26 protein-coding genes are annotated in these 25044 nt (G+C 65.7%); 20 read left to right on the top strand and 6 right to left on the bottom strand.

Annotated elements, in window-relative coordinates:
* Positions 1-927, bottom strand: a 927-nt coding sequence (locus CK226_RS31485) for an ornithine cyclodeaminase family protein (RefSeq protein ID WP_095793917.1), incomplete at its 3' end; no start/stop codon positions are given.
* Positions 928-1126: 199 nt separating this feature from the next.
* Here CK226_RS31485 and CK226_RS31480 point away from each other — a divergent pair.
* Entirely contained in the window at positions 1127-1540 is a 414-nt protein-coding gene (locus CK226_RS31480) for a DOPA 4,5-dioxygenase family protein (RefSeq protein ID WP_095793916.1), read from the top strand.
* An 81-nt stretch (positions 1541-1621) separates the two neighbouring features.
* Positions 1622-2455, top strand: a complete 834-nt coding sequence (locus tag CK226_RS31475) for a class I SAM-dependent methyltransferase (RefSeq protein WP_245437910.1) — start codon at positions 1622-1624, stop codon at positions 2453-2455.
* Positions 2456-2512: 57 nt separating this feature from the next.
* Here the strand turns inward: CK226_RS31475 and CK226_RS31470 are convergent, their stop codons facing one another.
* Positions 2513-4312: an ABC transporter ATP-binding protein gene (locus tag CK226_RS31470; protein WP_245437909.1), complete on the bottom strand. Its 1800-nt coding sequence runs from the start codon at positions 4310-4312 to the stop codon at positions 2513-2515.
* A gap of 239 nt (positions 4313-4551) precedes the next feature.
* Between CK226_RS31470 and CK226_RS31465 the strand changes: the two genes are divergently transcribed.
* The 8 genes from CK226_RS31465 (at position 4552) to CK226_RS35215 (ending at position 12511) form a co-directional block, all read left to right on the top strand.
* Entirely contained in the window at positions 4552-5904 is a 1353-nt protein-coding gene (locus tag CK226_RS31465) for an LLM class flavin-dependent oxidoreductase (RefSeq protein WP_095793913.1), read from the top strand.
* Positions 5905-5914: 10 nt separating this feature from the next.
* The gene (locus CK226_RS31460; protein WP_095793912.1) at positions 5915-6688 is read left to right on the top strand and encodes a DUF427 domain-containing protein; all 774 of its coding nucleotides are present in this window, start codon (positions 5915-5917) and stop codon (positions 6686-6688) included.
* Between the two features lie 45 nt (positions 6689-6733).
* A complete protein-coding gene (locus tag CK226_RS31455; protein WP_095793911.1) occupies positions 6734-8386 on the top strand; it encodes an ABC transporter substrate-binding protein in 1653 nt (550 codons plus the stop codon).
* Positions 8387-8400: 14 nt separating this feature from the next.
* A complete protein-coding gene (locus tag CK226_RS31450) occupies positions 8401-9354 on the top strand; it encodes an ABC transporter permease (protein WP_095793927.1) in 954 nt (317 codons plus the stop codon).
* Positions 9351-10232 carry an ABC transporter permease gene (locus tag CK226_RS31445; protein ID WP_095793910.1) on the top strand — a complete coding sequence of 294 codons (882 nt, stop codon included), beginning with the start codon at positions 9351-9353 and terminating at the stop codon, positions 10230-10232. Before CK226_RS31450 ends, CK226_RS31445 begins: the two co-directional genes overlap by 4 nt.
* A 90-nt stretch (positions 10233-10322) precedes the next feature.
* Positions 10323-11081: an SDR family NAD(P)-dependent oxidoreductase gene (locus CK226_RS31440; RefSeq protein ID WP_095774940.1), complete on the top strand. Its 759-nt coding sequence runs from the start codon at positions 10323-10325 to the stop codon at positions 11079-11081.
* Complete coding sequence (locus CK226_RS31435; protein ID WP_095774939.1) at positions 11078-12013, top strand: sigma-70 family RNA polymerase sigma factor; 936 nt, start codon at positions 11078-11080, stop codon at positions 12011-12013. Before CK226_RS31440 ends, CK226_RS31435 begins: the two co-directional genes overlap by 4 nt.
* Positions 12014-12367: 354 nt before the next feature.
* On the top strand, positions 12368-12511 hold the full coding sequence (locus CK226_RS35215; protein WP_095793909.1) for a hypothetical protein: 144 nt from the start codon (positions 12368-12370) through the stop codon (positions 12509-12511).
* A gap of 24 nt (positions 12512-12535) precedes the next feature.
* On the opposite strand, the gene CK226_RS31425 is transcribed toward CK226_RS35215, so the two are convergent.
* The 3 genes from CK226_RS31425 to CK226_RS31415 all read right to left on the bottom strand — a co-directional run bounded on the left by CK226_RS31425 (position 12536) and on the right by CK226_RS31415 (position 16966).
* A complete protein-coding gene (locus CK226_RS31425) occupies positions 12536-14869 on the bottom strand; it encodes a cation:proton antiporter (RefSeq protein ID WP_245437908.1) in 2334 nt (777 codons plus the stop codon).
* A gap of 98 nt (positions 14870-14967) precedes the next feature.
* Positions 14968-15660, bottom strand: a complete 693-nt coding sequence (locus CK226_RS31420) for a DUF2270 domain-containing protein (protein ID WP_095793908.1) — start codon at positions 15658-15660, stop codon at positions 14968-14970.
* A gap of 82 nt (positions 15661-15742) precedes the next feature.
* Positions 15743-16966: an MFS transporter gene (locus CK226_RS31415; RefSeq protein ID WP_095793907.1), complete on the bottom strand. Its 1224-nt coding sequence runs from the start codon at positions 16964-16966 to the stop codon at positions 15743-15745.
* 98 nt (positions 16967-17064) lie between these two features.
* Between CK226_RS31415 and CK226_RS31410 the strand changes: the two genes are divergently transcribed.
* The 3 genes from CK226_RS31410 to CK226_RS31395 all read left to right on the top strand — a co-directional run bounded on the left by CK226_RS31410 (position 17065) and on the right by CK226_RS31395 (position 19976).
* Positions 17065-17973, top strand: coding sequence for a LysR family transcriptional regulator (locus tag CK226_RS31410; protein WP_095793906.1), 909 nt, complete (start codon positions 17065-17067; stop codon positions 17971-17973).
* A gap of 643 nt (positions 17974-18616) precedes the next feature.
* Positions 18617-19138 (top strand): Hsp20/alpha crystallin family protein, encoded by a 522-nt coding sequence (locus CK226_RS31400; protein ID WP_095774933.1) that lies wholly within the window; start codon positions 18617-18619, stop codon positions 19136-19138.
* A 121-nt stretch (positions 19139-19259) separates the two neighbouring features.
* Positions 19260-19976, top strand: coding sequence for a gamma-glutamylcyclotransferase (locus CK226_RS31395; RefSeq protein ID WP_095774932.1), 717 nt, complete (start codon positions 19260-19262; stop codon positions 19974-19976).
* Here the strand turns inward: CK226_RS31395 and CK226_RS31390 are convergent.
* Positions 19973-20836 carry an NAD(P)H-binding protein gene (locus CK226_RS31390; RefSeq protein WP_179301169.1) on the bottom strand — a complete coding sequence of 288 codons (864 nt, stop codon included), beginning with the start codon at positions 20834-20836 and terminating at the stop codon, positions 19973-19975. The genes CK226_RS31395 and CK226_RS31390 overlap by 4 nt on opposite strands.
* An 84-nt stretch (positions 20837-20920) precedes the next feature.
* On the opposite strand from CK226_RS31390, the gene CK226_RS31385 reads away from it, so the two are divergent.
* The 7 genes from CK226_RS31385 to CK226_RS31355 all read left to right on the top strand — a co-directional run bounded on the left by CK226_RS31385 (position 20921) and on the right by CK226_RS31355 (position 25034).
* A complete protein-coding gene (locus CK226_RS31385) occupies positions 20921-21244 on the top strand; it encodes a metalloregulator ArsR/SmtB family transcription factor (protein ID WP_095790473.1) in 324 nt (107 codons plus the stop codon).
* The gene (locus CK226_RS31380) at positions 21241-21672 is read left to right on the top strand and encodes an SRPBCC domain-containing protein (RefSeq protein ID WP_095793903.1); all 432 of its coding nucleotides are present in this window, start codon (positions 21241-21243) and stop codon (positions 21670-21672) included. The genes CK226_RS31385 and CK226_RS31380 overlap by 4 nt, the downstream gene beginning before the upstream one ends.
* A gap of 133 nt (positions 21673-21805) precedes the next feature.
* Positions 21806-22198: a VOC family protein gene (locus CK226_RS31375; RefSeq protein WP_095793902.1), complete on the top strand. Its 393-nt coding sequence runs from the start codon at positions 21806-21808 to the stop codon at positions 22196-22198.
* 35 nt (positions 22199-22233) lie between these two features.
* On the top strand, positions 22234-22455 hold the full coding sequence (locus CK226_RS31370) for a hypothetical protein (protein ID WP_095774927.1): 222 nt from the start codon (positions 22234-22236) through the stop codon (positions 22453-22455).
* 11 nt (positions 22456-22466) lie between these two features.
* Positions 22467-22895: a DUF1801 domain-containing protein gene (locus CK226_RS31365; RefSeq protein ID WP_095793901.1), complete on the top strand. Its 429-nt coding sequence runs from the start codon at positions 22467-22469 to the stop codon at positions 22893-22895.
* 33 nt (positions 22896-22928) lie between these two features.
* Positions 22929-23321: a DUF1801 domain-containing protein gene (locus CK226_RS31360; protein ID WP_095793900.1), complete on the top strand. Its 393-nt coding sequence runs from the start codon at positions 22929-22931 to the stop codon at positions 23319-23321.
* A 618-nt stretch (positions 23322-23939) separates the two neighbouring features.
* The gene (locus tag CK226_RS31355) at positions 23940-25034 is read left to right on the top strand and encodes an acyltransferase family protein (RefSeq protein WP_095793925.1); all 1095 of its coding nucleotides are present in this window, start codon (positions 23940-23942) and stop codon (positions 25032-25034) included.
* Positions 25035-25044 lie beyond the last annotated feature (10 nt).

Below are 25044 nucleotides of genomic sequence, written 5' to 3'. Positions count from 1 at the left end.
CGCATACGCCAACCCCGCAACCGCCAGATCCCCCACAGCCATCCCCCGGAACACGAACGCCGTGGCCTCACCCGCGCTCTGCCGCCCCGCAAAATCGCCGCAGACCAGGCCTGTCAGGTCGCCGGCGACCAGCGTGGGGTCGACCATGGGTTTGGGCATCTTTTTCTCCTGCTCCAGGTCGTCGACGACGATGCGGTCGAGGCGGCGCATGGTTTCGGGTAGCCAGGGCAGTGCGAGGTCGGTGATGGCGGTGAAGCTTCCCGGTTTCAGCCAGTTGGCGTCGAGGAACGGTTCGGGTTCGGGCACCAGGGTCACCGTCGACACCACCATGTCGGCGCCCTCCACCGCTTCCCTTGCCGTCTCGCAGGGGATTGCCTGCAGGCCGCGCGACCGCGCCATCTCGCAAAGGGCGTCGCGATTGCTTTTGCCGCGGCCGAAGGCGCGGATTTCGCGCAGGGGAAAGAGGTCGGCGAACGCTTCGAGGTGGCCACGCGCTTGCACCCCGCAGCCGACGAAGGCGACGGACGACGCATCGTGCCTTGCCATGCGCCGGGCGGCGACGGCGCTGAGGCCCGCCGTGCGTTTGGCCGTCACCCAATTGCCGTCGACCAGGGCCAGCGGCAGGCCGGTCTCGGCGTCGAGCAGGGTGATCAGCGAATTGAGCGTGGCCAGTCCGCGCGCGGCGTTGCGCGGGTTCACCACCAGCGACTTGGTGGCCAGCACGGGCGGCACGGTGGCGACGCCGAGCGTGGCCATGAAGTAGCGGTCGTCGCCCGGCCACACGGCGGCCTTGGGCGCGCACCAGACTTCGCCCCGCCTCTGGCCGACGATCTGGCGCTCGATCTCGTCGACCACGTTGGGCGTGGAGATCGCCAGGCGATCGAGGACCGCCGACGACAGATAGGGCAGGGTTTCGGCGGTGGTCATCTTGTCATATTCCCCAGGAAAACCGTCAGACTACACGATGTGCGCGGGGCCGGAACCCTCGCGGCGCGAGCGGTGTGACGGAATGCCTGGCCGGGTCCAGCCATTGCCGATCTTCCCGGCGGCTCGGGTGGCCTTGCTTAAAGCCGCGTTCTTGGGCTGAATGGCGGAACGCAGCCACGCTGCGAGGGAGGGTATCGAGATGAGCCAGGACAGTCCAAGGCCACTTGCCGAGATCGCCAGCTATCACGCGCATATCTATTTCGACGGGCAGGCCGAGCGGCAGCATGCCGAATGGCTGCGGCTGCGCATCGCGGAACGGTTCCGCGTGCGTCTCGGCAGTTGGCACGACAAACAAGTCGGCCCGCATGAGCAGGCCATGTACCAGGTCTCCTTCGCAACCGGGATTTTCGGCGCGCTGGTTCCGTGGCTGATGCTGAACCATAGCGGCCTGAGCATCCTCATCCACCCGAACACGAACAATCCCAAGCGCGACCATCTGGTCGATCCGGTCTGGATCGGCCGGCCGCTGGGGGTGCATGGCGAGGTGCTTCCGGACGAGCATGAGGCGGAAGAGGCGCTGGAGCCGAACACCGAGCCGTCGCTGCCGGCGTAGACCGGCGTCGCCTGCTTCGCGGGGCATTGCGTGATGCCGTCGGGTGCGCTTCTATCCCGCCGCGCCATGGGGGGTCATCATTTGTCTGCTGGGAATCAAACGTCCACCGGTCACGAAGCGAGCGAGGCCGGCTGGCTCGATCTTCATTTCGAATCGTCGCGGCCCGAATACGAGGCGGCCTTGCTCGACGCCGGTATCCGCCCGGGCTGGAGCGTGCTCGACGCCGGATGCGGCAGCGGCGGCTTCCTGCCGCTCATCGCCAGGGCCGTCGGCCCATCCGGCTTCATCGCCGCGCTCGACCTCGCGCCTGAAAACATCGGCCGGGTCGAGGCGCTCGCGGGCACGCTGCCCGAGCCGCCGGAAATTGCCACGCATGTCGGCAGCATCCTGTCGCTGCCATTCGCCGACGCATCGTTCGACTGCGTCTGGTCCGGCAATGTCATGCAGTATCTGACGCCGGCCGAGTTCGAGCTTGCCGTCGGCGAGGCCAGGCGCGTGCTGAAGCCGGGCGGCATCTTCGCCGTCAAGGATTTCGATTCGACGATCCTGCAGATCCTGCCCATGGACCGGGCCCTGCTGGGGCGCTTCATGGCCGCCAGGCTGCAGGGGTTTCGCGACCGGGGCGTGCTCGGCACCGATTGCGGTTCGACGCTTCCGGCGCGTCTGCGGCAGGCCGGCCTGGAGGTCGTCAGCCGCAAGGGCTGGCTGGTCGAGCGCTGGGCGCCCGCGCCTCGCTTGACGCGCGACTATGTTCGCGACCTGCTGGCCTATTTTGCCGGCGTCGCGCCTAGCTACGCCCTGCCTGACGCCGACCAGGCCTATTGGCGGGAGCTGAAGCAGCGGCCGGATCGCCTGCTCGACGATCCCGACTTCTGCTACCGCGAGTTCTTCGTCATGGCGGTCTGCCGGACTTAGCGATCGGCATGGAGCTGCTCAAATCGCCGGTGCACCGGCTTTATCTCGGGGCCAACCTCAACCGGCGCGCTTCCAGCAAGCGATGAAATGGCCCGATGCGACTTCCCGGGCGACAGGCTCGGCTGCGTGGCAGCCGGCGTCGGCCAGCGGGCAGCGGCCGGCGAAGGCGCAGCCGCCGGGTTCGATGGCGGTTTGTGCTTCGGCCATGGTGGCGGCCTGTCCGTCGTTGGAGGAGGCCGCCAGCAGCAATTGCGTGTAGGGATGGTTGGGGCCGGCGAAGATCTGGTCGGATGAACCGGTCTCGACCAGGCGGCCGCGATAGAGCACGCCGATGCGGTCTGCCATGTAGCGCACGACCCTGAGGTCATGGCTGATGAAGAGATAGGCGGTATCCCCTTTCTTCTGCAGGTCGTTGAGCAGGTTGAGCACGGTCGCCTGCACCGAGACGTCGAGCGCCGAGGTCGGCTCGTCCAGCACCACCAGCCTTGGCAGGCCGGCGAAGGCGCGGGCAATGGCCGTGCGCTGGCGCTGGCCGCCGGACAGCGTGCCGGGCTTCTGCCGGGATGTCGTGCGGGCGAGGCGCACCGAGGCCAGCAGGTCGCCGACGCGCTGCGGCACGGCGCGGCGCGGCAGGCCGGCCAGCCGGCGCAGCGGCCGGCCGAGGATGCGGCCGATGCGCTGGCGCGGGTTGAGCGTGCGGTCGGGCGACTGGAACACCATCTGCACGTCGCGCCGCTCGCCGGGCCGGCGCCGCTCGACCAGCGGCGCCACGGCCTTGCCGAACAGTTCGACCGTGCCCGCCGTCGGCGGCTGCAGGCCGGTGACGATGCGGGCCAGCGTCGACTTGCCGGAACCGGACTCGCCGATCAGCCCAAAGGTCTCGCCGCTGGCGATGTCGAGGTCGATGCCGTGCAGCACCGGCTGGCCGCCGAAGGATTGTCTTATGCCCCGGCAAGAGAGGGTGGTTTCGCGCCGCGGCGCGGGCAGGGCGGTTTGCGCTGGCTCCCCGGCCGGCGCGTCGGAAGCGAGGTCCACCAGGCTCGCATCCTCGGCCAGCCTGCCGTCGCGCTTGGTGCGGCTGAGCGTCGGAATGGCGGCGACCAATGCCCTTGTGTAGGCGTGGCGCGGATTGTCGAAGACTTCGGCAGCCGCCCCGGTTTCGACAATCGAGCCGGCCTGCATCACCGAGACCCGGTCGCAGGAGCGGCGGATCAGGTTGATGTCGTGGCTGATCAGAAGGATGCTGGTGCGGTGCTCGCGGCGCAGATCGTCGAGGATGGCGATGATCTCGGACTGGACGCTGGCGTCGAGCGCCGTCGTCGGCTCGTCCATCACCAGCAGCGCCGGGTCGAGCGCGATCGCAATGGCGATGTTGGCGCGCTGCTGCATGCCGCCCGACAGTTCGTGCGGATAGAGCCGCAGCACGCGTTCGGGATTGGCGACGCGCACGCGGCTCAGAAGTTGCGCGGCGCGCGCAAACGCATCGTCACGATGCATCGGGCGGTGGCGCAGGATCGTCTCGGTGATCTGGCCGCCAATGGTCATGCTCGGGTTCAGCGCCGAGCCCGGATGCTGGTAGACGGCGGCGACGCGGTCGCCGCGCAGCCGGCGCAGCTCGTTGGCGGAGAGGTCGCGGATCTCGCGGTTTTCGAAGGCCAGTCGCGCGGCTTCGATGCGGGCATGCCTCGGCAGATAGCGCAGCACCGCCAGCGCCACCGAGCTCTTGCCCGAACCGGATTCGCCAACCAGGCCGAGCGCTTCGCCTTGCCCAATCTTGAGCGAAATATCGTCGACCGCGCGGTGCCTGGCTCCGCGATAGGAAACGGAGAGGTGCTCGACGTTCAGAACGGACGACATTGTTGGCAAAACCGAAGACATTGTTGGCAAGACCGAAGACAGGGGGGACGACCGGAAACCACTTTCTGCGCGCGCCGCGATCAGGGGCAATCGCTTCCGCTTTCATATGAAACAATCTCTATAAAATTACTCGAATTAAGCGCGGGCGCAATCTAACTTTCGCTGACTGGACAATTTTCGGGGCACGGCCACAGGCCGCCGCACTGGCGGTTTTCCGCATCCGCAGGGAAGGAACAGAGATGTCGCACATGATCCTCAGCGCGTTCTTCTTCAATCCGCAGGGCGACCACCGCATGGCATGGCGCCACCCGCGCGCGCCGGGCCGCGAAGTGCTCGATTTCGACTATTATCGCGAGCTGGTGCAGGCGGCCGAGCGGGCACGCATCGACACCATCTTCGTCGCCGACCACGTGTCGATCTGGGATTCGGTCAAGAGCGGCGTCGCGCACTACGCCAACGCCCGCCTCGAACCGCTGACGCTGCTGTCGGCGCTGGCCGCGGTGACCAGCCATATCGGCCTGATCACCACGGCGTCGAGCTCCTACAGCGAGCCCTACAATGTGGCGCGCCTGTTCGCCTCGCTCGACCATATCAGCAAGGGCAGAGCGTCGTGGAACGTCGTCACCTCGGCGATGGACGAGGAGGCGCGCAATTTCGGCCGCGACGGCAATATCGAACACGCCTTCCGCTATGAGCGCGCCGGCGAATTTCTCGATATCGTCAAGGCGCTGTGGGACAGCTGGGAGGACGAGGCGCTCCTTATCGACAAGGAGACGGGCTACTTCGCCGATCCCGACAAGGTCCATCCGATCGACCACAAGGGCAAGCACTTCAAGGTGCGCGGGCCGCTCAACGTGTCGCGGCCGCCGCAGGGCCATCCTCTGATCGTCCAAGCCGGCTCGTCCGAGGATGGCAAGAATTTCGCCACCGCCCATGCCGATGCGCATTTCGCCATCTACAGCACCCGGGAAGACGGCATCAAATACCGCCAGGACATCAACGAGCGGTTGGCGCGCCATGGCAGGCGGCCGGAGAGCTTCAAGATCCTGCCCGGCATCCTGCCTGTCGTCGCGGCCTCCGAGGCCGAGGGCCGGGACAAGCAGGAATATCTGCAGACGCTTCTCCCCGACCAGGTCGGCATCGACCTGTTGTCGAGCTGGAGCGGCATCGACCTCTCGGCCTATCCGCCGGACGGGCCGCTGCCGCCGCTGCCGGATGAGAGCACCTTCAATGGCGGACGCACCTCGCTCAACCGCGTCAAGCAATGGTCGAAGCAGAATCTCAGCCTGCGCGACATCGCCCGCAAACTCGCCAACAGCGGCTCGGTGCCGACGGTCGCCGGCACGCCGAAGCAGATCGCCGACCAGCTCGAGGACTGGTTCGTGTCGGGTGCCGCCGACGGCTTCAACCTGATGTTCCCACTGCTGCCCGAGGATTGGTTGAATTTCGCCGAGCAGGTGGTGCCGGAACTGCAGCGGCGCGGCCTCGTCCCGACCGAATATGCGCCCGGCACATTGCGCGATCGCTTCGGCCTTGCCCGCCCCGCCAACCGCTTCGCCGAGCAGCGCGCCAATCAGCGCGCCGTGTCCTGAGGAGGCAGCCATGACCGCAGCCCCTAATCTCCAGCCGCGCGAAGCGACCGCTCCGCGTCTCGTCAATGTGCTGCACAGCCCCAAGCGTGTGCGCGTCAAGTTCGGCGGCCGCACCATCGCCGACAGCCGCAACGTGCTGGTGCTGCGCTCCAACCATTTCCTGCCGATCTATTTCTTCCCGCCATCCTCGGTCGATGCGTCGGTGCTGAAGCCGTCGCTGCATCGCGAGCCGCACGCCGTCGGCGGGGAGGCCGCCTATTGGGACATCGACAGCGGCGACAGGCGCGCCGCCCATGCGGCGTGGTCGTTCACGGCACCCCCGGATGAAAGCCTGGCGCCGCTCGCCGGCCGCATCGCCTTCACCTGGAAGGCGGTCGACCAGTGGTTCGAGGAGGAAGAGGAAGTCTTCGTCCATGCCCGGGATCCCTATGCGCGCATCGATGTGCTGCACAGTTCCAGCCATGTGCAGGTCTGGTTCGACGGCGACATCATCGCCGACAGCCACCGGCCGGTGCTGTTGTTCGAGACCCATCTGCCGACGCGCTTCTATTTGCGCCCGGAGGATGTCCGGCTGGAGCGGCTGACGGCGTCCAACTCGACGACGCGATGTCCCTACAAGGGCATCGCCTCCTACTGGTCGGGCCTTTTGAAGGACGGTTCGGTGCGCCCCGACATTGCCTGGAGCTACCGCGACCCGATCGACGAAATGCCCAGGATCAAGGGGCTGATCGCCTTCTATCCGCAAGCGGTGGACCGCATCCATCTCGACGGCCAGCCGGCCTGACGGCGGCTTTTTCTCCCCCATCCTCCAATTGACGAGAGACTGACAATGACGAAACGTTCCGACATCGATTTGCTGCGCAACCAGTCGACGCGCGGCCATACCGGCGACATCTGGAATGTCGCGGTCGACGAATATGCGCAGGGCTTCCTCAAGCGCCGCGACCTCCTGAAATACGCGGCACTTCTAGGCCTCACCGGCTTTGCCGCCTCGCATGGCCTGTTCGCACCGGGCGCGGCAGGCGCGGCGACGCCTGGCGGCACGGTCCGTGTCGGGCTCGGCCAGCCGACCAAGGCGATCGATCCCGTCACGATCACCGATCCGGCCAGCATCGGCGTGATCAGCCAGGTCGGCGAGTACCTGATCCTCGACGATCCCAAGGACGGGCTGCAGCCGAAGCTTGCGCTGTCCTGGGAAGCCGACGAGACGGCCAGGCGCTGGACGTTCAAGCTCAGGCCCGGCGTGAAGTTCCACGACGGCCGCACCGTAACCGCCAAGGACGTGGCGGCAAGCTTCGAACGGCTGGTCGATCCGGCCAGCGGCTCGTCGGCGCTGTCGGCCTACAAGGGCATTCTCTCCAAGGGCGGCGCCAAGGTCGTCGACGACGAAACCGTCGCCTTCGATCTCGACCAGTCGAACAGCAACTTCCCGTTCTACGTTTCCTCCGACGTCTACAATGCCGTCATCGTGCCGGCCGACTATGCCGGCGATTTCGAGAGGACCTTCAACGGCACGGGTCCCTTCAAGCTGGAGTCCTTCCGCCCCAAGCAGGGCGCGAGCTTCGTGCGCAACCCGGACTATTGGGGTGACAAGGCGCTGCCCGACCGCGTCGAGATCAAGTTCTTCGACGACGAGCAGGCGCAGGTGCTGGCGCTGCAGGCCGGCCAGCTTGACGTCATCCCCTCGACCACGCGGCTTGAGCTGGCGATCGAAGGCAATCCCAATTTCAAGCTGCTCAGCGTGCAGGCCAGCTCGCATGATCCGGCGCATCTGCGGACCGACCAGGCGCCGTTCACCGACAAGCGCGTGCGGCGCGCGCTGGCGCTGACCATCGACCGCGAGGCCGTGGTCAAGGGCCTGCTCAAGGGCCGCGCCGTCGTCGGCAACGACACGCCGTTCGCGCCGATCTTCCCGTCGGCCGATCCGTCCGTGCCGCAGCGCAAGCAGGACATCGCAGGGGCCAAGCGGCTGCTCGGCGAGGCCGGCATGCCCAACGGCTTCGAGGTGACGCTGACTACCGAACGCGCCTACGACATTCCCGACTATGCCGTGATCATCCAGAACTTCGCCAGGAAAGCCGGCATCGACATCAAGCTCAACGTGCTGCCGCAGGACGCCTATTACGGCTCGGCGACGTTCGGCAGCTCGCCATGGCTGGACTCCAATCTCGGCATCACCGATTTCGGTCATCGCGGTACGCCCGATATCTTCCTCAACGCGACGCTGAAGAGCTCGGGCGCCTGGAACGCGGCGCATTTCAACAGTCCGGACTATGACGCGCTGCTCATCGACTACGGCAAGGCCCGCGACCTGCAGGCGCAACGGTTCGCCGCTGGCAAGATCCAGAATTTGCTGCTCGACGAGACGCCGCTGATCATCAGCTATTTCTCGCAATACAGCCGCATCGTCTCCTCGAAGGTGGAGGGCGTGCGCTTCACCGCGATCTCGCATCTGCTGCTCGACAAGGTGTCGTTCGTGTGAGCGGCATCGCCTCGATGGCGCGGCCGCTCGCGGTACGCGCAGGCTCGCTGCTGTTGACGCTGTGGCTGGTCAGCGCGCTGGTCTTCCTCGCCGGGCAGGTGCTGCCCGGCGATGTCGGCCGCGTCATGCTCGGCCCGTTCGCCGATGCGCAGGCGGTCGCCGAATTGAACCGCAAGCTCGGCACCGACCAGCCGATTCTTGCGCAGTACTGGCACTGGTTCAGCCGGGCCATCACGGGCGACTTCGGCGACTCGCTGTCGATGCGCGCGCCGGTGGCGCCGTTCGTCCTGTCGAGCATCAGGAACTCCGCGGCACTGGCCGGCGTCGTGCTGCTGTTCCTGGTGCCGATCGGCATCGGCGCCGGCGTCGTCGCGGGCCTGCGCTCGGGGAGCCTTGCCGACAGGCTGATCGTGCTGACCGGCGTCTCGCTCTCGATCGTGCCCGATTTCGTCTCAGGCCTGCTGTTGCTGATGGTCTTCGGCCTGTGGCTGGCCTGGTTTCCGATCACCGGTGCCGCGCCCAATGGGGCCGGTTTCTGGACGTCCAGCTACTATCTCATCCTGCCGGCGCTGCCGCTGGTGCTGAACCTGATCGGCTATGTGGCGCGCATGACCAGGGCAGGGGTTATCGAGGCGCGCGGCGCGGACTATACGCGCACCGCGATCCTCAAGGGGCTCAGCCCCTCGCAGGTGCTGTTCAAGCATGTGCTGCGCAACGCGCTGGTGCCGACGGTGGCGGTCATCGCCACGCAAAGCGGCTTCCTGCTTGGCGGGCTGGTGGTGATCGAGGCGCTGTTCGGCATACAGGGTCTCGGCAATTTGGTGCTGAGCGCCGCCAAGGCGCGCGATTTCCCGATGCTCGAGGCCGGCGTGCTGGTGATGGCTGCGATTTTCGTGTCGACGGCCGCGATCGGCGATCTCCTGCAGGCGCTGCTCGACCCGCGCCAGCGCCGGCGCAACGCGCCATGACCGATCTCGCCCAGTCTCCCATGCGCGGTGACATCAGGCTCTCCTGGGTCGGCCGGCTGCGCGGTTCTTTGCCCGATCTGGCGCCGTCGACCGCGATCGGCTCGGTGGTGCTGCTGTTGTGGGTTGCCTGTGCGGTGTTCGGTGCGCGGTTCGCGCCGTTCGACCCCTATGCCGAGGATTTCCTGTCGATGATGACGCCGCCCGACGCGGTGCACTGGTTCGGCACCGATCAGCTCGGGCGCGACGTGCTTTCGCGCATCGTCGTCGGCTCGCGCGACATCCTGCTGGTGGCGCCACTGGCGACGCTGGCGGGCGTGGCCGCCGGCAGCGTCATCGGCCTGGTGCTCGGCACCTTCGGCGGCCTGGTCGATGCGGTCGGCGCACGGCTGCTCGATGCCGTCATGTCGCTGCCCTTCATCGTGCTGGTGACGATGGCGCTGGTGGCGATCGGCCCGTCAAACCTCACCGTCATCGCGGTCATCGGCCTTGCCTATGCGCCGCTAGTGGCGCGCACCGTGCGCACCGCCACGCGCGAACAGCGCGAGCGCGACTATGTCAGCGCCGCCCGGCTCGCCGGCGAGGGACGCCTGGCGATCATGTTCCTCGAAATCCTGCCCAATGTGCGGGAAACCATCCTGATCGAATTGATCACCCGGCTCGGCTACGCCTTCTTCTCGATCGCGACGCTGAGCTTCCTCGGCCTCGGCATCCAGCCGCCATCGGCCGATTGGGGGCTGGCGATCGCCGACGGCTACGGCTTCCTCACCGGCGGCAAATGGTGGGTGGTGGTCTTCAACTCGGCCGCGATCATCTCGCTGGTCATGGCCACCAACCTCATCGCGCAAGGCATCGGTGCCTTCGAAAACAGCGACAAGTAGGCGGTAGTCGAACAGGTTGATCGGCGCGGGGCTGACTCTTTTCCCGATGCTCAAACGTCTTTGCTACAGTGAAGCAATGGAGCAGGGTCGATGAGCCTCAAGGACAAGAAAATCGTGGTCACCGGTGGCAGCCGTGGGCTTGGCCTGGGATTGGTCGAAGCGCTGGTCGAGCATGATGCCCAAGTGACGGTCGTCGCGCGTGGCGCCGAAGCGCTGGAGGCGGTCCGCGCGCGGCTCGGGGTCGCCACGATTGCCGCCGACGTCACGGACGAGGACGCGGCCTATCGTATCCTTGGCGAGGTCAGCCCTGACATACTGGTGCTGAATGCTGGCGCCACACCCCGGATGGGGCGGCTGGATCAGCTGAGATGGGAGGATTTCTCCGTCGCCTGGGAGACCGACGTCAAGGCTGGCCTGTACTGGCTGCAGGCGGCGCTGAACCTGCCGCTCAAGCCGGGCAGCCGGGTGCTGGTGGGATCGAGTGGTGCTGCCGTTACCGGATCGCAGATGTCCGGCGGTTATGGCGGCTCCAAGCGCATGCTCTGGTTCATGGCCAAATATGCCAATGGCGTCTCGCAGGAGAAGAAGCTCGGCATTCGCTTCCAGGCGATCCTGCCGCGGCAGATGATTCTCGGTACCGGAACCGGCGACGCCGCGGCAGGCGCCTACGCAGGCTCCATGGGCATCACGCCGGAACAATTCGTCACCCGCTTTGGGGCGCCGATGCCGCCCCGGTCGTTCGGTGACAGGGTGGTTTCGGTGCTGGAAGACCCGCAATATGCCGAGGGCGTCGTCTTCGGCCTCAATGGCGACGCGGGCGTGACCATCATGGAAGGCGCGGCGGCTTGAACGAACGAGAGCCTGGTGTGGACCGCGATCGACGCGAAGGACTGCTTGCCCTTGCCGCCGCGCTGCGGCCAGAGCTGCACCGCTATTGCGCGCGCCTGATGGGCTCCGTCATCGATGGCGAGGATGTGGTGCAAGACACCTTTGCCCGGGCCTTCGTTGCGCTGGACGAACTGTGCGCGGTGCCACAGCTCAGGCCCTGGCTGTTCCGCATTGCCCACAACAGGGCGCTGGACCTGCTGCGCAGCCGCGCAACCCGCGTTGCGGAGCCCATCGAGACGGCGCTTGAAATCGCCGATGACAGCAAAGCCGATGCGGTGGAGACGCTGATGCGAAAGGAGGCAATCGAAACCGCCGTGTCGCGCTTTGCGGAGCTCCCGGTCGTCCAGCGCAGCGTCATCATCTTGAAAGATGTGCTCGATGAGCCCCTGGCTGAGATCGCGGCCCTGCTTGGCATTTCGGTCGATGCTGTGAAAGCGCACCTGTCGCGCGGCCGTGCCCGGCTTCGGGAGATCAACGCCCAGGCGAGCCGGCTTCCCGATGCGCGCATCGCTTCCGCCAAAGTGGTCCGTTACACCGATCTGTTCAACCAGCGCGACTGGGATGGCTTGCGTGCGCTGCTTGCCGATGATGTTAGACTTCAGCAGTCCATGCACCCGTCACGATCAGGTGCGGCCGATGTTGGGATGTTCTTCACGATCTATGCCAAGAGCGAGGGCCTGTGGCTCAAGCCGGCATGGGTCGAAGGCCGCGAGGTGATCGCGGTGTTCGAACATCGGGCGGCCCCGAAGCCAACCCATTTCATGTGGCTGGAGTGGCGGGAAGGGCGCATCAGCTTCATCCGTGACTATCGCTATGTCGGCTATGTTGCCGACGATGCCAGGCTGGTTCTGGCGAGCGACGTCAGGTCTTTCGGTCACGAAATCAAGCTCTGATGTCTTGGGGCTGCGACAACAATCAGGTTCCTGGTCGAGCAGGCCCTGGATGGTGGCTGCAACAGCCGCATAGGGCTTGGGCGGAAAGACGCCGCCATTCGGCATAGCGTCCGCGCCGGCTGTTGCTGGCCCGAGGTGATGATGATCTTGACCGGGCCAGCGGTCGCGCACGATCGGTTCCCGAAGCGTGGAATTCTCCTGACGCAATGGTCGCCTATTCGATCGAATTTCTTTGCAACCCGTTAATTTGGCCATGCTGTTAATAAGCGTCTGCTAATGCATGCCGACCGGAACCGCGTAGCGGTTTGGGATAACGACATGCGCAAAACTGTCTGGTTTGGCGCGGGGTACGCAATGACCAAGAATCTCGGCAACGCACGCTATGTGCCGCCCAAGGACACGAAAGTTTCCCTCTTCAGCAAGGCAGCGCCGGCGCTGTTTCCGCTCGTCGCGGCGGCGCTGGGCTACATCATCGGGCGACAGTTCTTGGGCCTGTAGGTTCCGATCGCTGCGCCGGAATGATCAGGCACTGATTTCGGCCGCCGCCTCGTCGGCATTGGCGTCGGCCCGCTTGACGCGTTCGCTGGCCACAAGCACGACCGGGCAGGCGACCGCGGCGAGCACCGCTGTCGCGGTGTCGCCGAAGAACAGCTCTTCGCCCGGCCGTTGGGTGACACCCATCACCACCATCGCGGCGCCTTTGGTCACCTCCCTGGCGATCGCCCTGTCCGCCGTGGCGCGGGTGCGGATCGCGGTGTCGACGGCGACGCCGTAGCGGTCCGCGAGATCGGCGACATCCTTGAGCACGGCTTCCTCCCGGCGGTGCGAGACCGTGCCCGGCCGGCTGCCCTGCCTGGCTTGCGAGACATAGAGCGCCTTGACGCGGGCGCGGTGCGGCCGCGCCAGCGCCAGCGCGAAATCGGCGGCGCGGCGCGCGACCTCGGTGCCGTTGACGGGGACCAGTATCGTCGTTCCGGCGCGCAGCACCGGCATCTTTCCATCGGCCTTGGCGCCGTTCAGCACGAGGCAGAGCGGGCCGTCGAAACCGCTGCTGACGTCCTTCAGCGCGCCGCTGAAGGTGCCTTTGTCGGTCAGCATGTTCTCCAGTCCGACCAGCAGAAGCCCATAGCCCTTGCGGGCTTCGGCGGCGATTGTCTCGGCGCTGGCCTGAAGCTCGGTGCGGGCTGTGAGGTGGACCCTGTCGACAAGCGTGTCCTCGGCCTTGCTGACGGCCCTTGCGCTCCTGGCGGCGCCTTTCTTTACCTCCCTGGACGCCCGTTCCGGGCCTTTGTCGCCGACCTGACCGGCGAGCCTGCCATCCTGGAGATGAAGCAGAGTGGTCGGCATGCCGCTGCCGCCGCCGACCAGGCCTGCAAGGTAGGCGGTGAACTTGCCGACCGGGCTGTCGTCGACCAGCAGCAGCAGGCGCTCCAGCCTGGAAACGAAGCCGCGTTCGTCGAGCAGTTCGCGATCGACGCGCTGCTTCTCGGCATGTCCAACCGGCAGGCGGCCGAGCGCCCAGCGCAGCATGGGCGGCATGGCCAGCGTGGTGATGACGGCCATGGTGACGATCATCGTGAACAGATTGTGGGACAGGATGTTCATCGACAGGCCGATGCTGGCGACGATGACCTCGGTCGAGCCGCGGGCGTTCATGGCGCTGCCGACGGCGGTGGCTTCCTTCAGCGACATGCCGGCCAGCCGGCCGCCGAGGAAGGCGCCGCCGAACTTGCCGATGCTGGCGATGGCGACCAATGCCAGCGTCAGCAGCGCCAGCGTCGGGTCGGTAAGCACGGTCAGGTCGGCCGACAGGCCGGCCATGCCGAAGAACACCGGCATGAACAGCGCGGTGATGAGGCCGCGCAACTGGCTCTCAATGTGGCCGGACAGTATCGGCGATTCACCGACCAGTATGCCGGCGACGAAGGCGCCGAGCACCGTGTGGACGCCGATCAGGTTGGTGATCAGCGCCATGACGCCCATGATGATGAGGATCACCGTGATGACGGCATATTCGCTGCGGAAAGAATCGTTGCTCCAGCGGATCAGCGTGAAGACAAGCCGGCGGCCGATGGTGAAGGAAAACACCATGAACAGCGCCACCTCGGCCACCGTGGTGATGAGCGGCAAGACCTGCAGGCTGCCATTGGTGGCGATGCCGAAGGTCACCGCGATGACCAGCCAGCCGATCGTGTCCTCGATGATGGACGAGGAAATGATGACCTGGCCGAGATTGCGGCGCATGAAGTTCATCTCGCGCACCACCATGGCGACGATCTTGACCGAGGAGATCGACAGCGCCGTGCCGAGGAACAGCCCGGCGACGACGCGCTGCCGCGGGTCGGACAGCAGCGAGTCCGGCAGGAACTGTGCCAGCGCGAAGCCGAAGGCGAAAGGCACGACGACGCCGGTGATCGAGATCGAAAAACAGGCCGCCCCGACGCGGCGCACCAGGCGCAGATCCGTCTCCATGCCGGTCAGGAGCAGGAGAAGCAGGATGCCGAGCTGGGACACCGCATCGATCATGCCCTTCTGCGCCGGATCGCTGGAGAAGATCAGGTGCTGGGCGTCGGGCCATATCCATCCGAACAGCGAGGGCCCGAGCAGGATGCCGCCGATCAGCTGACCCATAATCGCCGGCTGGCCGTAACGCTGGAAGATTTCGCCGAGGCCGCGGCCGACCAGCAGGAGAAGCACGATCTCGGCGACGAACAGGCCCTCGGCCGAGCCGCCCATGCCCGACGCATGTCCGGGCGCCTGGGCGGCGAAGGCGCGGCTTGCCGGTGCCAGGGCAAGGGTGGCCAGCACGAGGGTGGCCGCGAGGCGGCCTGACGTCGTTGCCGGTTGCCGGTTCATGGGTTCCCTCAAACGTCGCGGTGGACTGACCATGACAACGCATGGCCGGCCTTTGCGTTGCAGCCGCCTGTTGCCGGAATTGGAAGTCGATCATCCGGTCAGACGTGGACATCGCCAAAGGCGAGTTCGCCGTCGTCGCCGGCCGCGAACACGACTATGGCAAGCAGCCCAATGTAGAACGCGGCCACCAACGCGACGATGGCGATGCCTGGTATGGGACCAAGGGCGGCGCTGTCGACCGCTTCGCGCAGCGAACCGCCAAAGCCGACCCTGGTGCCGACGGTTTGCAGGCTGGGTGTCGAGATCTTCAATACCCAGGCCAACAGCAGGATGAGGAAAAGGTAAATGTAGTTGCGGCGCAGGCGGCGCACCAGGGCGGCACGTTGCGACAGCAGGAATTTCGGCGCGCGCAGGCCTTCGCCGACGATGAGCAGCCAATCCGAGGCGAAGTCGGGCTGCGGCGAAAAGATCTGCGCGAAATAGTGACGTTCGAACTGGCGCACGCGGGCGCGGTAGAAGTCGAAGAAGCGGTAGCGGCGCGCCTCGATCCACAAAAGCAGCAGGATCAGCAGCATGGCGAACAACAGCACGCCATGATGCGCGCTGGCCGTCGACAGCGAAACCGAGAGCATCGCCGCCACCACGGTGATCGCCCAGTTCGTGGTCCTGTCGAGCCGATCGCGCCAGCCCGCCATGCGCGCGATCTCGGCGCGGTGGAAATGCGACAGCGTGTTCACGCGCTCCGTCGATGAAAGGACGGGACCCGCGGGCGTCGCCGACGCATCGTTCATGGCATCCTCCGGCAAGGACTAAAACAGTTTGCCGGCAACATAGTTCCCTTGGGCTACTCGGCGTGATTGTAAGAACGCCCGGTCATTCCGGCTCGCCGATCCAGTCGACCACCAGGGCGGTGGCGCCAAAGACTGCGCCGATGGCGCACACGCAGGTCCACCCGCCCCAAGTCCAGGCAGCGCCGGCCAGCAATGAGCCGATGGCGCCGCCGATGAAGAAGATGCCGACGAACAGGCCGTTGAGCCGGCCGCGGGCCTCGGGCTGAAGCAGATTGACGGCACGGCGGCCGAGCGTCTGGTCGCCGGTGACGCCGATGTCGAGCAGCACGGCGCTGACGCCCATCAGCACCAACGATTGCCACGACGCACCGGGCTGAGAGGCGCCGGCCCAGGCGGCGAGCGCCATAGCGCCGATCAGCACGAGGTGACAGGCGATGGTGGCGGATCGCGTCCAGCCATGGTCGCCGGCGCGGCCGAACAGCGGCGTGACCACGGCGCCGCCGGCGCCGACCAGCGCGAAGAGCGCAATGCCGCGCTGGCCAAGGCCGAAAGGCGGCTGTGCGAGACGCATGGCGACCGCCGTCCAGAACAGGCTGAACGCCGCCATCACCAGCGCCGCAGTCAGCGCACGCCGCCGCAGCACCGGCTCGCCGCGCAGCAGGCCGAACAGCGAGGCAATCAGCGCGCCGTAGGACGATTGTGCTTCCGGGCGCCGCTGCGGCAAGGTGAAGGCGAGTACGCCGGCGAGCAGGACGAGCGCGGTAGCACTGAGGCCGTAGAAGGCGCGCCAGTCCCAGGCGTCTGCGATGAGGCTGGCCAGCGGCCGCGCCAGCAGGATGCCGATCATCAGTCCGCTCATGACATCGCCGATGACGCGGCCGGCCTTGCCGGGCGGCGCCATCGAGGCTGCGATCGGCACCAGGATCTGGATCGCCGAGCAGGCGGCACCGAGGACGAACAGGACGACCAGCAGCGAGGCGATGGTGGGCGCGAAGACGGCGACGCCGGCCGCGAGGGCCGCCGTCAGGAGCATGCGCAAGATCAAGGCGCGGTTCTCGGCGAGATCGGCCATCGGCACCAGGAAGAACAGGCCGCCGGCATAGCCGAGCAGCGTGGCCATGGCGACGAGGCCGACGCTGGCGGCGCTGGCGCCGAGCGACGGGCCGATCAGCCCGACCAGCGTCTGCGGCGCGAACAGATTGGTGACGATGATGCCGGTGGAGGCGGCGAAGAGCAGCGTCTGCGGGCCGGTGATGGTGCTGGCGGGCAGCCGCCCGCACAGCTGGCCGTCCTTGGTGTCGAGCATGAGGTCCTCAATAAACTTGCATATTGTTTGAGGACTTTATGCCGAAGCATTATCATGCTACAATTCAATCAATTCGATAATGATTATGCGAGATGTGCATGAACATCCATGACCTCGAAGCCTTCATCGCCGTGGTGGAAACCGGCTCGATCGTCGGCGCCTCCGCCAGGCTGAACCTCACCCAGCCGGGCGTCACGCGCCGCATCCAGAATCTGGAGGATGGTCTGGCGACAGCACTTCTCGACCGCCAGTCGAAGCCGCTGAAGCCGACAGCTACGGGGCGCGAGGCCTATGAGCATGGAAGGCGGGTGCTGCGCTCGCTGGACGATCTCAGGGCGGGCGTGTCGCCGCAAGGCGAGATCAAGGGCGAGTTCCGCCTGGGTGTCATGCCCTATCTCTCCGACGCGGCACTAGCGCTGCCGCTCGACACGCTGCGCGCCGCCTTTCCGCAGCTGACGCTGCGCATCACCTCGGGCTGGTCGCCAAGGCTGGTGGAGCAGGTGGCGCGCAGCGAACTCGACGCCGTGGCGGTGTGCCTGGCCGAAGGCCTGGCGCCGCCGGACGAGCTGGTCTGCGACGATCTCGGCGCGCAATCGGTGCTGCTGGTCGCGTCCCCCGGTCTTGGCGTGCCGAAGCCGGCGAAGCTCGCCGACCTGTCGCGCTTTGCCTGGGTGATGAACGAAAACGGCTGCGGGTTTCGCGCCTTCATCCGCCAAAGTTTCGAGGCGGCAAGGCTGCCGTTCCAGGTCGGGGTGGAGGCGCTCAGCGTCGACCTCAGAATGTCGCTGGTGGCGCGCGGCCATGGCATCGGCATCGTCACGCCCGGCGCCTTCGCCGACAGCCGCTGGCGCGACGCCGTCGAGGTCATCGACTGCCCCGACTTCAAGCCGCAAGTGCGCGCCTGGCTGCTGCACCGCCCGCCCGCCGGACGGCTCAGCTGCCCGATCGCGCTGTTTCGAGATGCGCTGATCGACGGGCTGAAGGTGCCGATGCCGCTGGTGTCGTAGCCGGCTGACGACCAAGCGGCTGTACGCCTTCTACCAGCCGCAAGGCGATCGACACCGCCATGGTGCAACGGCAATGGCACAGGGAGGCGACACCCGATGTCGTAGTGCCGAGACTTATCCAGTTCATGGACCAGCTTGGATGGATTTCAGTGCGCTGAGAGGGAGCAAGTCGTTGGCGGCGCAGGCGCTGTCGGCGGCGGCCGCCGGCAACCGCCTTGCGGAAGCCCGACAGCGCTTCGACGCGGGCGTCGCGAACGGCCTTGTGCAATGCGGCCAGGTTGCCCCAGGCGGGCGTACGTGCATTCGACGATCACTTTGCATTACCAGGTCTTGACCCCTCCGCAACGAACCCCAGATCGACCATGCCGCCGCCAGATGGGCCGGTGCAGACGCGGGCGTCAGCTTCATGGGCGGTGACCGTCGAACTCGGGCATCATGTGCCGGAGGCGGTGACGTTGCGGGAGACCCGCGACCGGGCGAGGGCGTTCCCAAAGGTTGAGCGGATCGGACCAGAAGCAGAGCGAAAACAGCAAGCACGGATCAGGCTGGCAGCGATGCCGGCTTCAGACGGCGCATTGTCCTCCGGAGCACAGCCAGTGCATACGAACGTACCAGAAACAGGATCAAGAAAGGAGAAAGTGCAATGACCATTCGTGATCTCATGCCGTGGAGCCGCGACACCAGCCAGTCTGCGACCCTCTTTCGCGAAGGCGATCGGGACCCGTTCATGGGCCTGCATCGCGAGATGAGCCGCCTGGTAGATGACATGTTCCGCGGCTTCGAGTCGCGGCTTCCGTCCATGGGCAGGTTCTCTTTGGCCGGCACCGGTTGGCCCAGCGTGGAAATCTCCGAAACGGACAAGGATATCCGCGTGACAGCCGAGATACCCGGCATGGAGGAGAAGGACATCGAGGTGTTGCTCGATGATGGCGTCCTGACGTTGCGCGGCGAAAAACACTCCGAAACCGACGACAAGGAGCGTCAGTTCTCCGAGCGGTTCTATGGCCGCTTCGAACGTCGCATCCCGATCGGCTTCGAAGTCGCGGAGGACAAGGTCGCCGCCGACTTCCGCAATGGCGTACTGTCCGTGAGCTTGCCGAAGTCCGAGAAGGCGCAGAGCAAGGCTAAGCGCATTCCCATCGGCGGCAAGAGCACCAAGCACTAGAACAGACCTGCGGGGCGTGCGTGCCGCGCACGCCCGGCATTGACTGGCGGGATTTCGCGCCGGTCGCCCTTGAGAATCCCCCAGCCTTCGGCAACATGGCGGCAAGGCTGGGAGCGCAAGGATGAACAAGGCCATTTCCGCCGTACCGCGCAAGGCGCCGATGGCGCTGACCGAGGCGCTGGTGGCGCGGACCATGCGCGTGGTCGCGGATGCCGGGCCGACGCCGGGCATGGTCTATATGACGGACGCCGACTATGCGCGGTTTCGCGACGAGATCCTGGCCTCTGCGCCGCCCGGACCGCTAAAGCTGTTCGCCTATGGCTCGCTGCTGTGGAAGCCGGCAGGCGAGGTCCGGGGTGGCGAGCGCGCGGTGGCGCGGGGCTGGCACCGATCGTTCTGCTTCACGGTGCAGCGCTTTCGCGGCACGCTCGAACAGCCCGGCCTGATGATGGCGCTCGACCGCGGCGGCCAGTGCCAGGGCATGGTGTTCGAAATCGCCGAGCCGGTCGCCGAAAATCTGGAAGCGCTGCTGCGCCGCGAGATGACCATCCTGCCCGCCGTCAACGTGCCGCGCTGGCTGCAGGTCAGCACCGAGGGCGGGGCGAGCCGGGCGCTCGGCTTCGTCGTCGATCCCGCCAATCCGCGCTATGCCGGCAAGCTCGACAAGCCCGCGGTCGCGGCGACGCTGGCCAGGGCCGTCGGCCACTGGGGCTCGGGCGCGCAGTATCTGTTCGAGACGATCCGCCACCTCGACGCCTGCGGCATACGCGACCGCAATCTGTGGCAGTTGCAGGAATTGGTGGCGCAGGAGATCGGCCGCGCCCATGGCGCCATCTAGCCTTCCGCCGGCATTGCGGACGTTGCGCGAGCCAGGAAATCTCGAAAGCTCTCCGGCTGCCTATCCGTGAGCATGGCGAAGTCTCGGGAGACCCCGCCATAGCGGCCCTCGGCGATCGAGGCGCACAGGCTGGAGAAGGCCTGCGGCCACGGTTCGTCGAGGCGCGCCGACGCCGAGGCCAGATATTCGCTGAGGGAGCAGGGGTGATAGCGCAGGGGCCGTGCTGTCGCCTCGCCATAGCAGGCGGCGATTTCGTTGAAGCCCAGCGCCCGGCCTCCGGTGATCGTGTAGACCGCGCGGGATGTGTGAGCCCCAGTCGCCACCGCGGCGACCGCTGCTGCAACATTATCGCGCGAGACCGGCGCAACCAGGCCCTGTCCGGCAGGCAGCACCAATTCTCCCGAGGCGGGCGCAAGCCATGTGTCGAGGATGAAATCACTGTAGAGGCCGCAGCGCAGGATGGTCGAGGGCACGCCGCTGGCGGCCAGCCGGCGCTCGGCGTCGCGATAGGCGGGCGCGTAGTAGAAGGGCGAGTTCTCGCCGATATCGACGATACTGGTGAAGGTGATGTGGCGCACACCCGCCGCCGTCGCGGCCGCGATGGCGTTGGCGTGATGGCGCGTGACCGCATCCGCAGCGCCATCACTTGAAATCAGGACTAGCCTGTCGACGCCGGTGAAGGCTGCTTTGAGCGTCGAGGCATCCTCGTAGTCACCGACGCGTAGTGCTGTTTCCCGAGGCGGGCGCCCTTGCCCCGCCTCGCGCTTGCGGACCAGCGCGGCGACCTCATGGCCTGATGACACCAAGCTCGAGACGACGGCGCGTCCGATATGGCCGGTGGCTCCGGTGACCAGGATCATTCCTGCCGCTCCAATCTTGCTCTTGACGAACATATATCCCTGTGGTTATACGTCAACCAATAGCCAACGGGTTATCGATCTGAGATGCCTGAAACCCATGACATGCTCTTCAGGACGCTCGCCGACCCGACCAGGCGGGCGATCTTCGAACGGCTGTGCCGCCAGGGCGAGCAGACGGTGGGGGCGCTGACGAGCCAGTCCGGCGTGTCGCAGCCGGCGGTGTCGAAGCATCTGGGCGTGCTCAAGCAGGCCGGTCTGGTGCGCGACCGCCATGAAGGCCGCCAGACGCACTACAGCGCGCAGCTTGGCGCGCTGGCGCCGCTGATGGACTGGACACGCCAGATGGCCGGGTTTTGGGAGAGCCGGTTCGATGATCTCGAGGATTTGCTCAAAAGGATGGACCAGTGAACGATAGTGCCACTGAAAACCGCACTGTCGTCGTCGAGCGGCTGATTTCCCATCCGCCAGAAAAACTCTGGCGCGCGCTGACACAACCGCATCTGATCGAGGAGTGGCTGATGAAGAACGATTTCAAGCCTGATGTCGGCCACCGCTTCAACATCAGCGCCGATTGGGGCGGCGTGCTCGATTGCGAGGTGCTGGCCGTCGAGCCGAACAAGACGCTGTCCTACACCTGGAACCTCGCGCACCAGGATCCGGCATTCGATCTCAGGAGCGTGGTGACCTTCACGCTCACCCCGACGCCGACCGGAACGCATCTGCGGATGGAGCAATCCGGCTTCCGGCCGGAGCAGCGGCGCGCCTATGGCGGCGCCAAGATGGGCTGGCCGCAATTCTTCGAGAAGCTGGAGCAGCTTCTCGACCGGACAGATTAGACCCGTTGTTTTGACGCAATTCCGGACGGAAAACCGTTTCACACTTTTCCTGGAATTGCTCCGCCGGCCGATCGAACCCAACCCCTGACTTCACCGGGCGGCACACCGCCAGCAAAACCCATGGAGAAAGACGATGAAGATCAAACTGACCAGCATCTATGTCGACGACCAGGAAAATGCGCTTGCCTTCTACACCGGCGTGCTCGGCCTGACCAAGAAGGCCGATTTCAGCAACGGGCCATTCCGTTGGCTGACGGTCGCCTCGCCGGACGAGCCCGAGGGCACCGAGCTGCAGCTGGCCCTCAACGACCAGCCGGCCGCCAAAACCTATCAACAGGCGATGTTCGAGCAGGGCCAGCCGGCGGTGATGTTCTTCACCGACGACATCAAGGGCGATCATGAGCGCATCAAGGCGCGCGGCGGCAATTTCGCCATGGCGCCGACCGAGGTGACCGGCTCGACCATCGCCAAGCTCAATGACGGCTGCGGCAATCTCATCCAGATCACTCAGCTGGCGCGCTGGTAGCGCGCCTGGTTTCACACGTTTCACAGGAGGTCATTTTGGACTGGAGCACATGGATCAGGCAGGCGCATCGCTGGCTGTCGATCATCTTCACGGCGACCGTCGTCGCCAATTTCGTCACCATGGCGTTTGGACAGCCGCCCGCCTGGGTGGTTTATTCGCCACTGCCGCCGCTCTTCCTTATGCTGTTCAGCGGCCTCTATATGTTCGTGCTGCCCTATGTCGCGAAAGGACGCAGCGCACAGCGGGCCAACGGATAGGAGGAAGGCGCATGGTCAAGTCGACCCCGGCCAAGGCTGAGCCGAAGCTGCTTTCCGGCGGCAATCCGCAGATCGCCAAGGGTTATGGCGACGCTCCGGTGCAGGCCTATATCGCGGCGATGCCGGGCTGGAAGCGCGAGATGGGCAGGTGGCTCGACGCGCTCATCGGGCGCACCGTGCCCGGCGTGCACAAGGCGGTGAAATGGAACTCGCCGTTCTACGGCATCGAGGGCGAAGGCTGGTTCCTCAGCTTCCATTGCTTCACCAGATACATCAAGGTGACCTTCTTTCGCGGCATGTCGCTGGATCCGGTGCCGCCGGGCGAATCCAAAAGTCGGGACACGCGCTACCTCGACATCCATGAGGACGACGCGTTTGACGAGGCGCAATTCAGCGCCTGGGTGAAGCAGGCCAGCCAATTGCCTGGCGAGCGCATGTGAGCGCATTATTGTCCAAGTCTCGAGGAGAACAGCATGACCGGATCGCAGGAGCGCAAATCCGCCTCCGAACTGATCGACGGCAGGATCACGGAACTCGGCGACTGGCGCGGCGACATGCTTGGCCGGCTGCGCGCGCTTATCCATCAAGCCGATCCCGATGTCGTCGAGACCTGGAAGTGGCGCGGGGTTCCGGTGTGGGAGCATGACGGCATGATCTGCACCGGCGAGACCTACAAGAGCATCGTCAAGCTGACCTTCGCCAAGGGCGCGGCGCTGCCCGACCCCACGCGGCTGTTCAACTCCAGCCTCGAAGGAAACACGCGGCGGGCGATCGATTTTCAGAAGGGTGAGGAAGTCGACGAAGAGGCGCTGAAGGCGCTGGTGCGGGCCGCCGTGGCGCTGAACAAGTCGAAGGCCAAGCGCTAGGGCGTAGTCTCATTGTCGCGTAACCGCTCGATGAATTGCGCGCCAAGAGTCTTGGTCGGAAGACGGGCCATTGCGGACCTACGCCCAAGAAGGATATGTTGCGGCAGCGCGCGTAGGCATTCCGCTTCATCATCGCGCATTTTCATGAAAGAAAATAATATATTTTACTCGCTTATGCATGCGGTCTGTGCTGGGCATGGCTATTGCGGAGGAATGCACGGCGACAAGTTCATGCATGTCACCGATTTTATTCCACAATCCGGCAATGTTACAGCGGATCAATTCGTGGAATGGGTATTTCTAGCTGAGTATGAGAGTGAGAGTGTGCGAATGTCTCCCCGATGGGATCGGCATCGCCAAAGGATACGAGACTATTTTGTTGAGCATATGGGATCAGACGCAGTCGACGCCAGCCAACTAAAATGGAAAGTGGAGGGCTAAGCCAACCCCATCACTCTGTTTCCCACCCCATCGCTGTCATACTCTGTGAGTTCACGACTTAGGCGCCGCCATCCTGTCACCCCAAGACCTTCCATGTTTACGATCTGGGAAGCCTGATGGTGCTAGATGTCGCCGGATGATGGCTGGCCGCCTCGGCCGGCCCCGGATGGATTTGCCATGAACAGCCCGATGCGCATGCCGTGGGTGGACACGGCCAAAGGCCTCTCGATCATCCTCGTGGTGATGATGTACGCGGCCTACAACACCGGCGAGTACACGGGCGGCGTCGGCTTCCTGCACTATGTCATCGGCTTCGCGACGCCGTTCCGCATGCCGGAATTCTTCCTGATCTCCGGCCTGTTCCTGTCGCAGGTGATCGACCGGCCGTGGCGGCGCTACATCGACCGGCGCGTCGTCCACTATCTCTATTTCTACGTGCTGTGGGCGATCATCTCGATCGGGCTCAAGATCGGCATCTTCAGCCGGGATCCCGGCGGCATGCTGCACGATCTGGCAATGGCCGTCGTCCAGCCATACGGCGTGCTGTGGTTCATCTACATGCTGGCGGTGTTCGGCCTTGCCGCCAAGCTCCTTCGGCAGTTCCGCGTGCCCGCCTGGGTCGTCATCCTCATCGCTGCCGGGCTGCAGATGTGGGCGCCGCGTCCCGACAGCTACGCGGTTGAACAGTTCGCGGCCTATTTCGTGTTCTTCTATGTCGGCTTCGTCATGGCGCCGCTGGTGTTCCGCCTCGTCGAATGGACGCAGCCCCGCCCGATGCTGGCCGCCGCCGGCCTGCTCCTGTGGGCTGTCGTCAACGGCCTGCTCGTCTATTCGCCGGGTTATGCCATGCAGCCGGTCGGCATGCAGATGGGGCTGGCGGCATGGCCGCCGCTGCATCTCACCCTGGCCGTCGCCGGCGCGGTGGCGCTCTGCGTGCTTGGCGGCGTGCTGTCGACATTCGTCTCGATGGAATGGCTGCGCTGGCTCGGCGAACATTCGCTGGTCGTCTATGTCGCCTTCACCATTCCGATGTCGCTGTTCCGTGGCGCCGCACTGGCAAGCGGCCTGCTGACCGATACCGGCGTGCTTAGCCTGGCGGTGCTGCTGGTCTCGATCATCAGCCCCGTCGTGCTCTACCTCATCATCCAGCGGGTCGGCTTCGGCATGTTCCTGTTCGAACGGCCGGCCTGGGCGCATATCGACAACAGCGCCCCGCAAGCGGCACCGAGCGCGGCGCTGCCGGCGGCCGCCGCCCAATCAAGCCGGACATAGTCGAGCAGCG

Origin of the sequence: Mesorhizobium sp. WSM4311, assembly GCF_002295115.1 — a bacterium.
Classification (GTDB): Bacteria; Pseudomonadota; Alphaproteobacteria; order Rhizobiales; family Rhizobiaceae; genus Mesorhizobium.
The sequence above is the reverse complement of the archived record's forward strand: the minus strand, read 5'-3'. Positions and strand labels throughout refer to the sequence as shown.

What these genes read in the sequence shown, in the direction of transcription:
- CK226_RS31480 (WP_095793916.1), top strand. Translation starts at nt 1,127, where the DNA reads ATGAGCCAGGACAGTCCAAGGCCACTTGCCGAGATCGCCAGCTATCAC.
- CK226_RS31470 (WP_245437909.1), bottom strand. Translation starts at nt 4,312, where the DNA reads ATGTCGTCCGTTCTGAACGTCGAGCACCTCTCCGTTTCCTATCGCGGA.
- CK226_RS31465 (WP_095793913.1), top strand. Translation starts at nt 4,552, where the DNA reads ATGTCGCACATGATCCTCAGCGCGTTCTTCTTCAATCCGCAGGGCGAC.
- CK226_RS31460 (WP_095793912.1), top strand. Translation starts at nt 5,915, where the DNA reads ATGACCGCAGCCCCTAATCTCCAGCCGCGCGAAGCGACCGCTCCGCGT.
- CK226_RS31455 (WP_095793911.1), top strand. Translation starts at nt 6,734, where the DNA reads ATGACGAAACGTTCCGACATCGATTTGCTGCGCAACCAGTCGACGCGC.
- CK226_RS31450 (WP_095793927.1), top strand. Translation starts at nt 8,401, where the DNA reads ATGGCGCGGCCGCTCGCGGTACGCGCAGGCTCGCTGCTGTTGACGCTG.
- CK226_RS31445 (WP_095793910.1), top strand. Translation starts at nt 9,351, where the DNA reads ATGACCGATCTCGCCCAGTCTCCCATGCGCGGTGACATCAGGCTCTCC.
- CK226_RS31440 (WP_095774940.1), top strand. Translation starts at nt 10,323, where the DNA reads ATGAGCCTCAAGGACAAGAAAATCGTGGTCACCGGTGGCAGCCGTGGG.
- CK226_RS35215 (WP_095793909.1), top strand. Translation starts at nt 12,368, where the DNA reads ATGACCAAGAATCTCGGCAACGCACGCTATGTGCCGCCCAAGGACACG.
- CK226_RS31425 (WP_245437908.1), bottom strand. Translation starts at nt 14,869, where the DNA reads ATGAACCGGCAACCGGCAACGACGTCAGGCCGCCTCGCGGCCACCCTC.
- CK226_RS31420 (WP_095793908.1), bottom strand. Translation starts at nt 15,660, where the DNA reads ATGAACGATGCGTCGGCGACGCCCGCGGGTCCCGTCCTTTCATCGACG.
- CK226_RS31415 (WP_095793907.1), bottom strand. Translation starts at nt 16,966, where the DNA reads ATGCTCGACACCAAGGACGGCCAGCTGTGCGGGCGGCTGCCCGCCAGC.
- CK226_RS31410 (WP_095793906.1), top strand. Translation starts at nt 17,065, where the DNA reads ATGAACATCCATGACCTCGAAGCCTTCATCGCCGTGGTGGAAACCGGC.
- CK226_RS31400 (WP_095774933.1), top strand. Translation starts at nt 18,617, where the DNA reads ATGACCATTCGTGATCTCATGCCGTGGAGCCGCGACACCAGCCAGTCT.
- CK226_RS31395 (WP_095774932.1), top strand. Translation starts at nt 19,260, where the DNA reads ATGAACAAGGCCATTTCCGCCGTACCGCGCAAGGCGCCGATGGCGCTG.
- CK226_RS31390 (WP_179301169.1), bottom strand. Translation starts at nt 20,836, where the DNA reads ATGATCCTGGTCACCGGAGCCACCGGCCATATCGGACGCGCCGTCGTC.
- CK226_RS31385 (WP_095790473.1), top strand. Translation starts at nt 20,921, where the DNA reads ATGCCTGAAACCCATGACATGCTCTTCAGGACGCTCGCCGACCCGACC.
- CK226_RS31375 (WP_095793902.1), top strand. Translation starts at nt 21,806, where the DNA reads ATGAAGATCAAACTGACCAGCATCTATGTCGACGACCAGGAAAATGCG.
- CK226_RS31365 (WP_095793901.1), top strand. Translation starts at nt 22,467, where the DNA reads ATGGTCAAGTCGACCCCGGCCAAGGCTGAGCCGAAGCTGCTTTCCGGC.
- CK226_RS31360 (WP_095793900.1), top strand. Translation starts at nt 22,929, where the DNA reads ATGACCGGATCGCAGGAGCGCAAATCCGCCTCCGAACTGATCGACGGC.
- CK226_RS31355 (WP_095793925.1), top strand. Translation starts at nt 23,940, where the DNA reads ATGAACAGCCCGATGCGCATGCCGTGGGTGGACACGGCCAAAGGCCTC.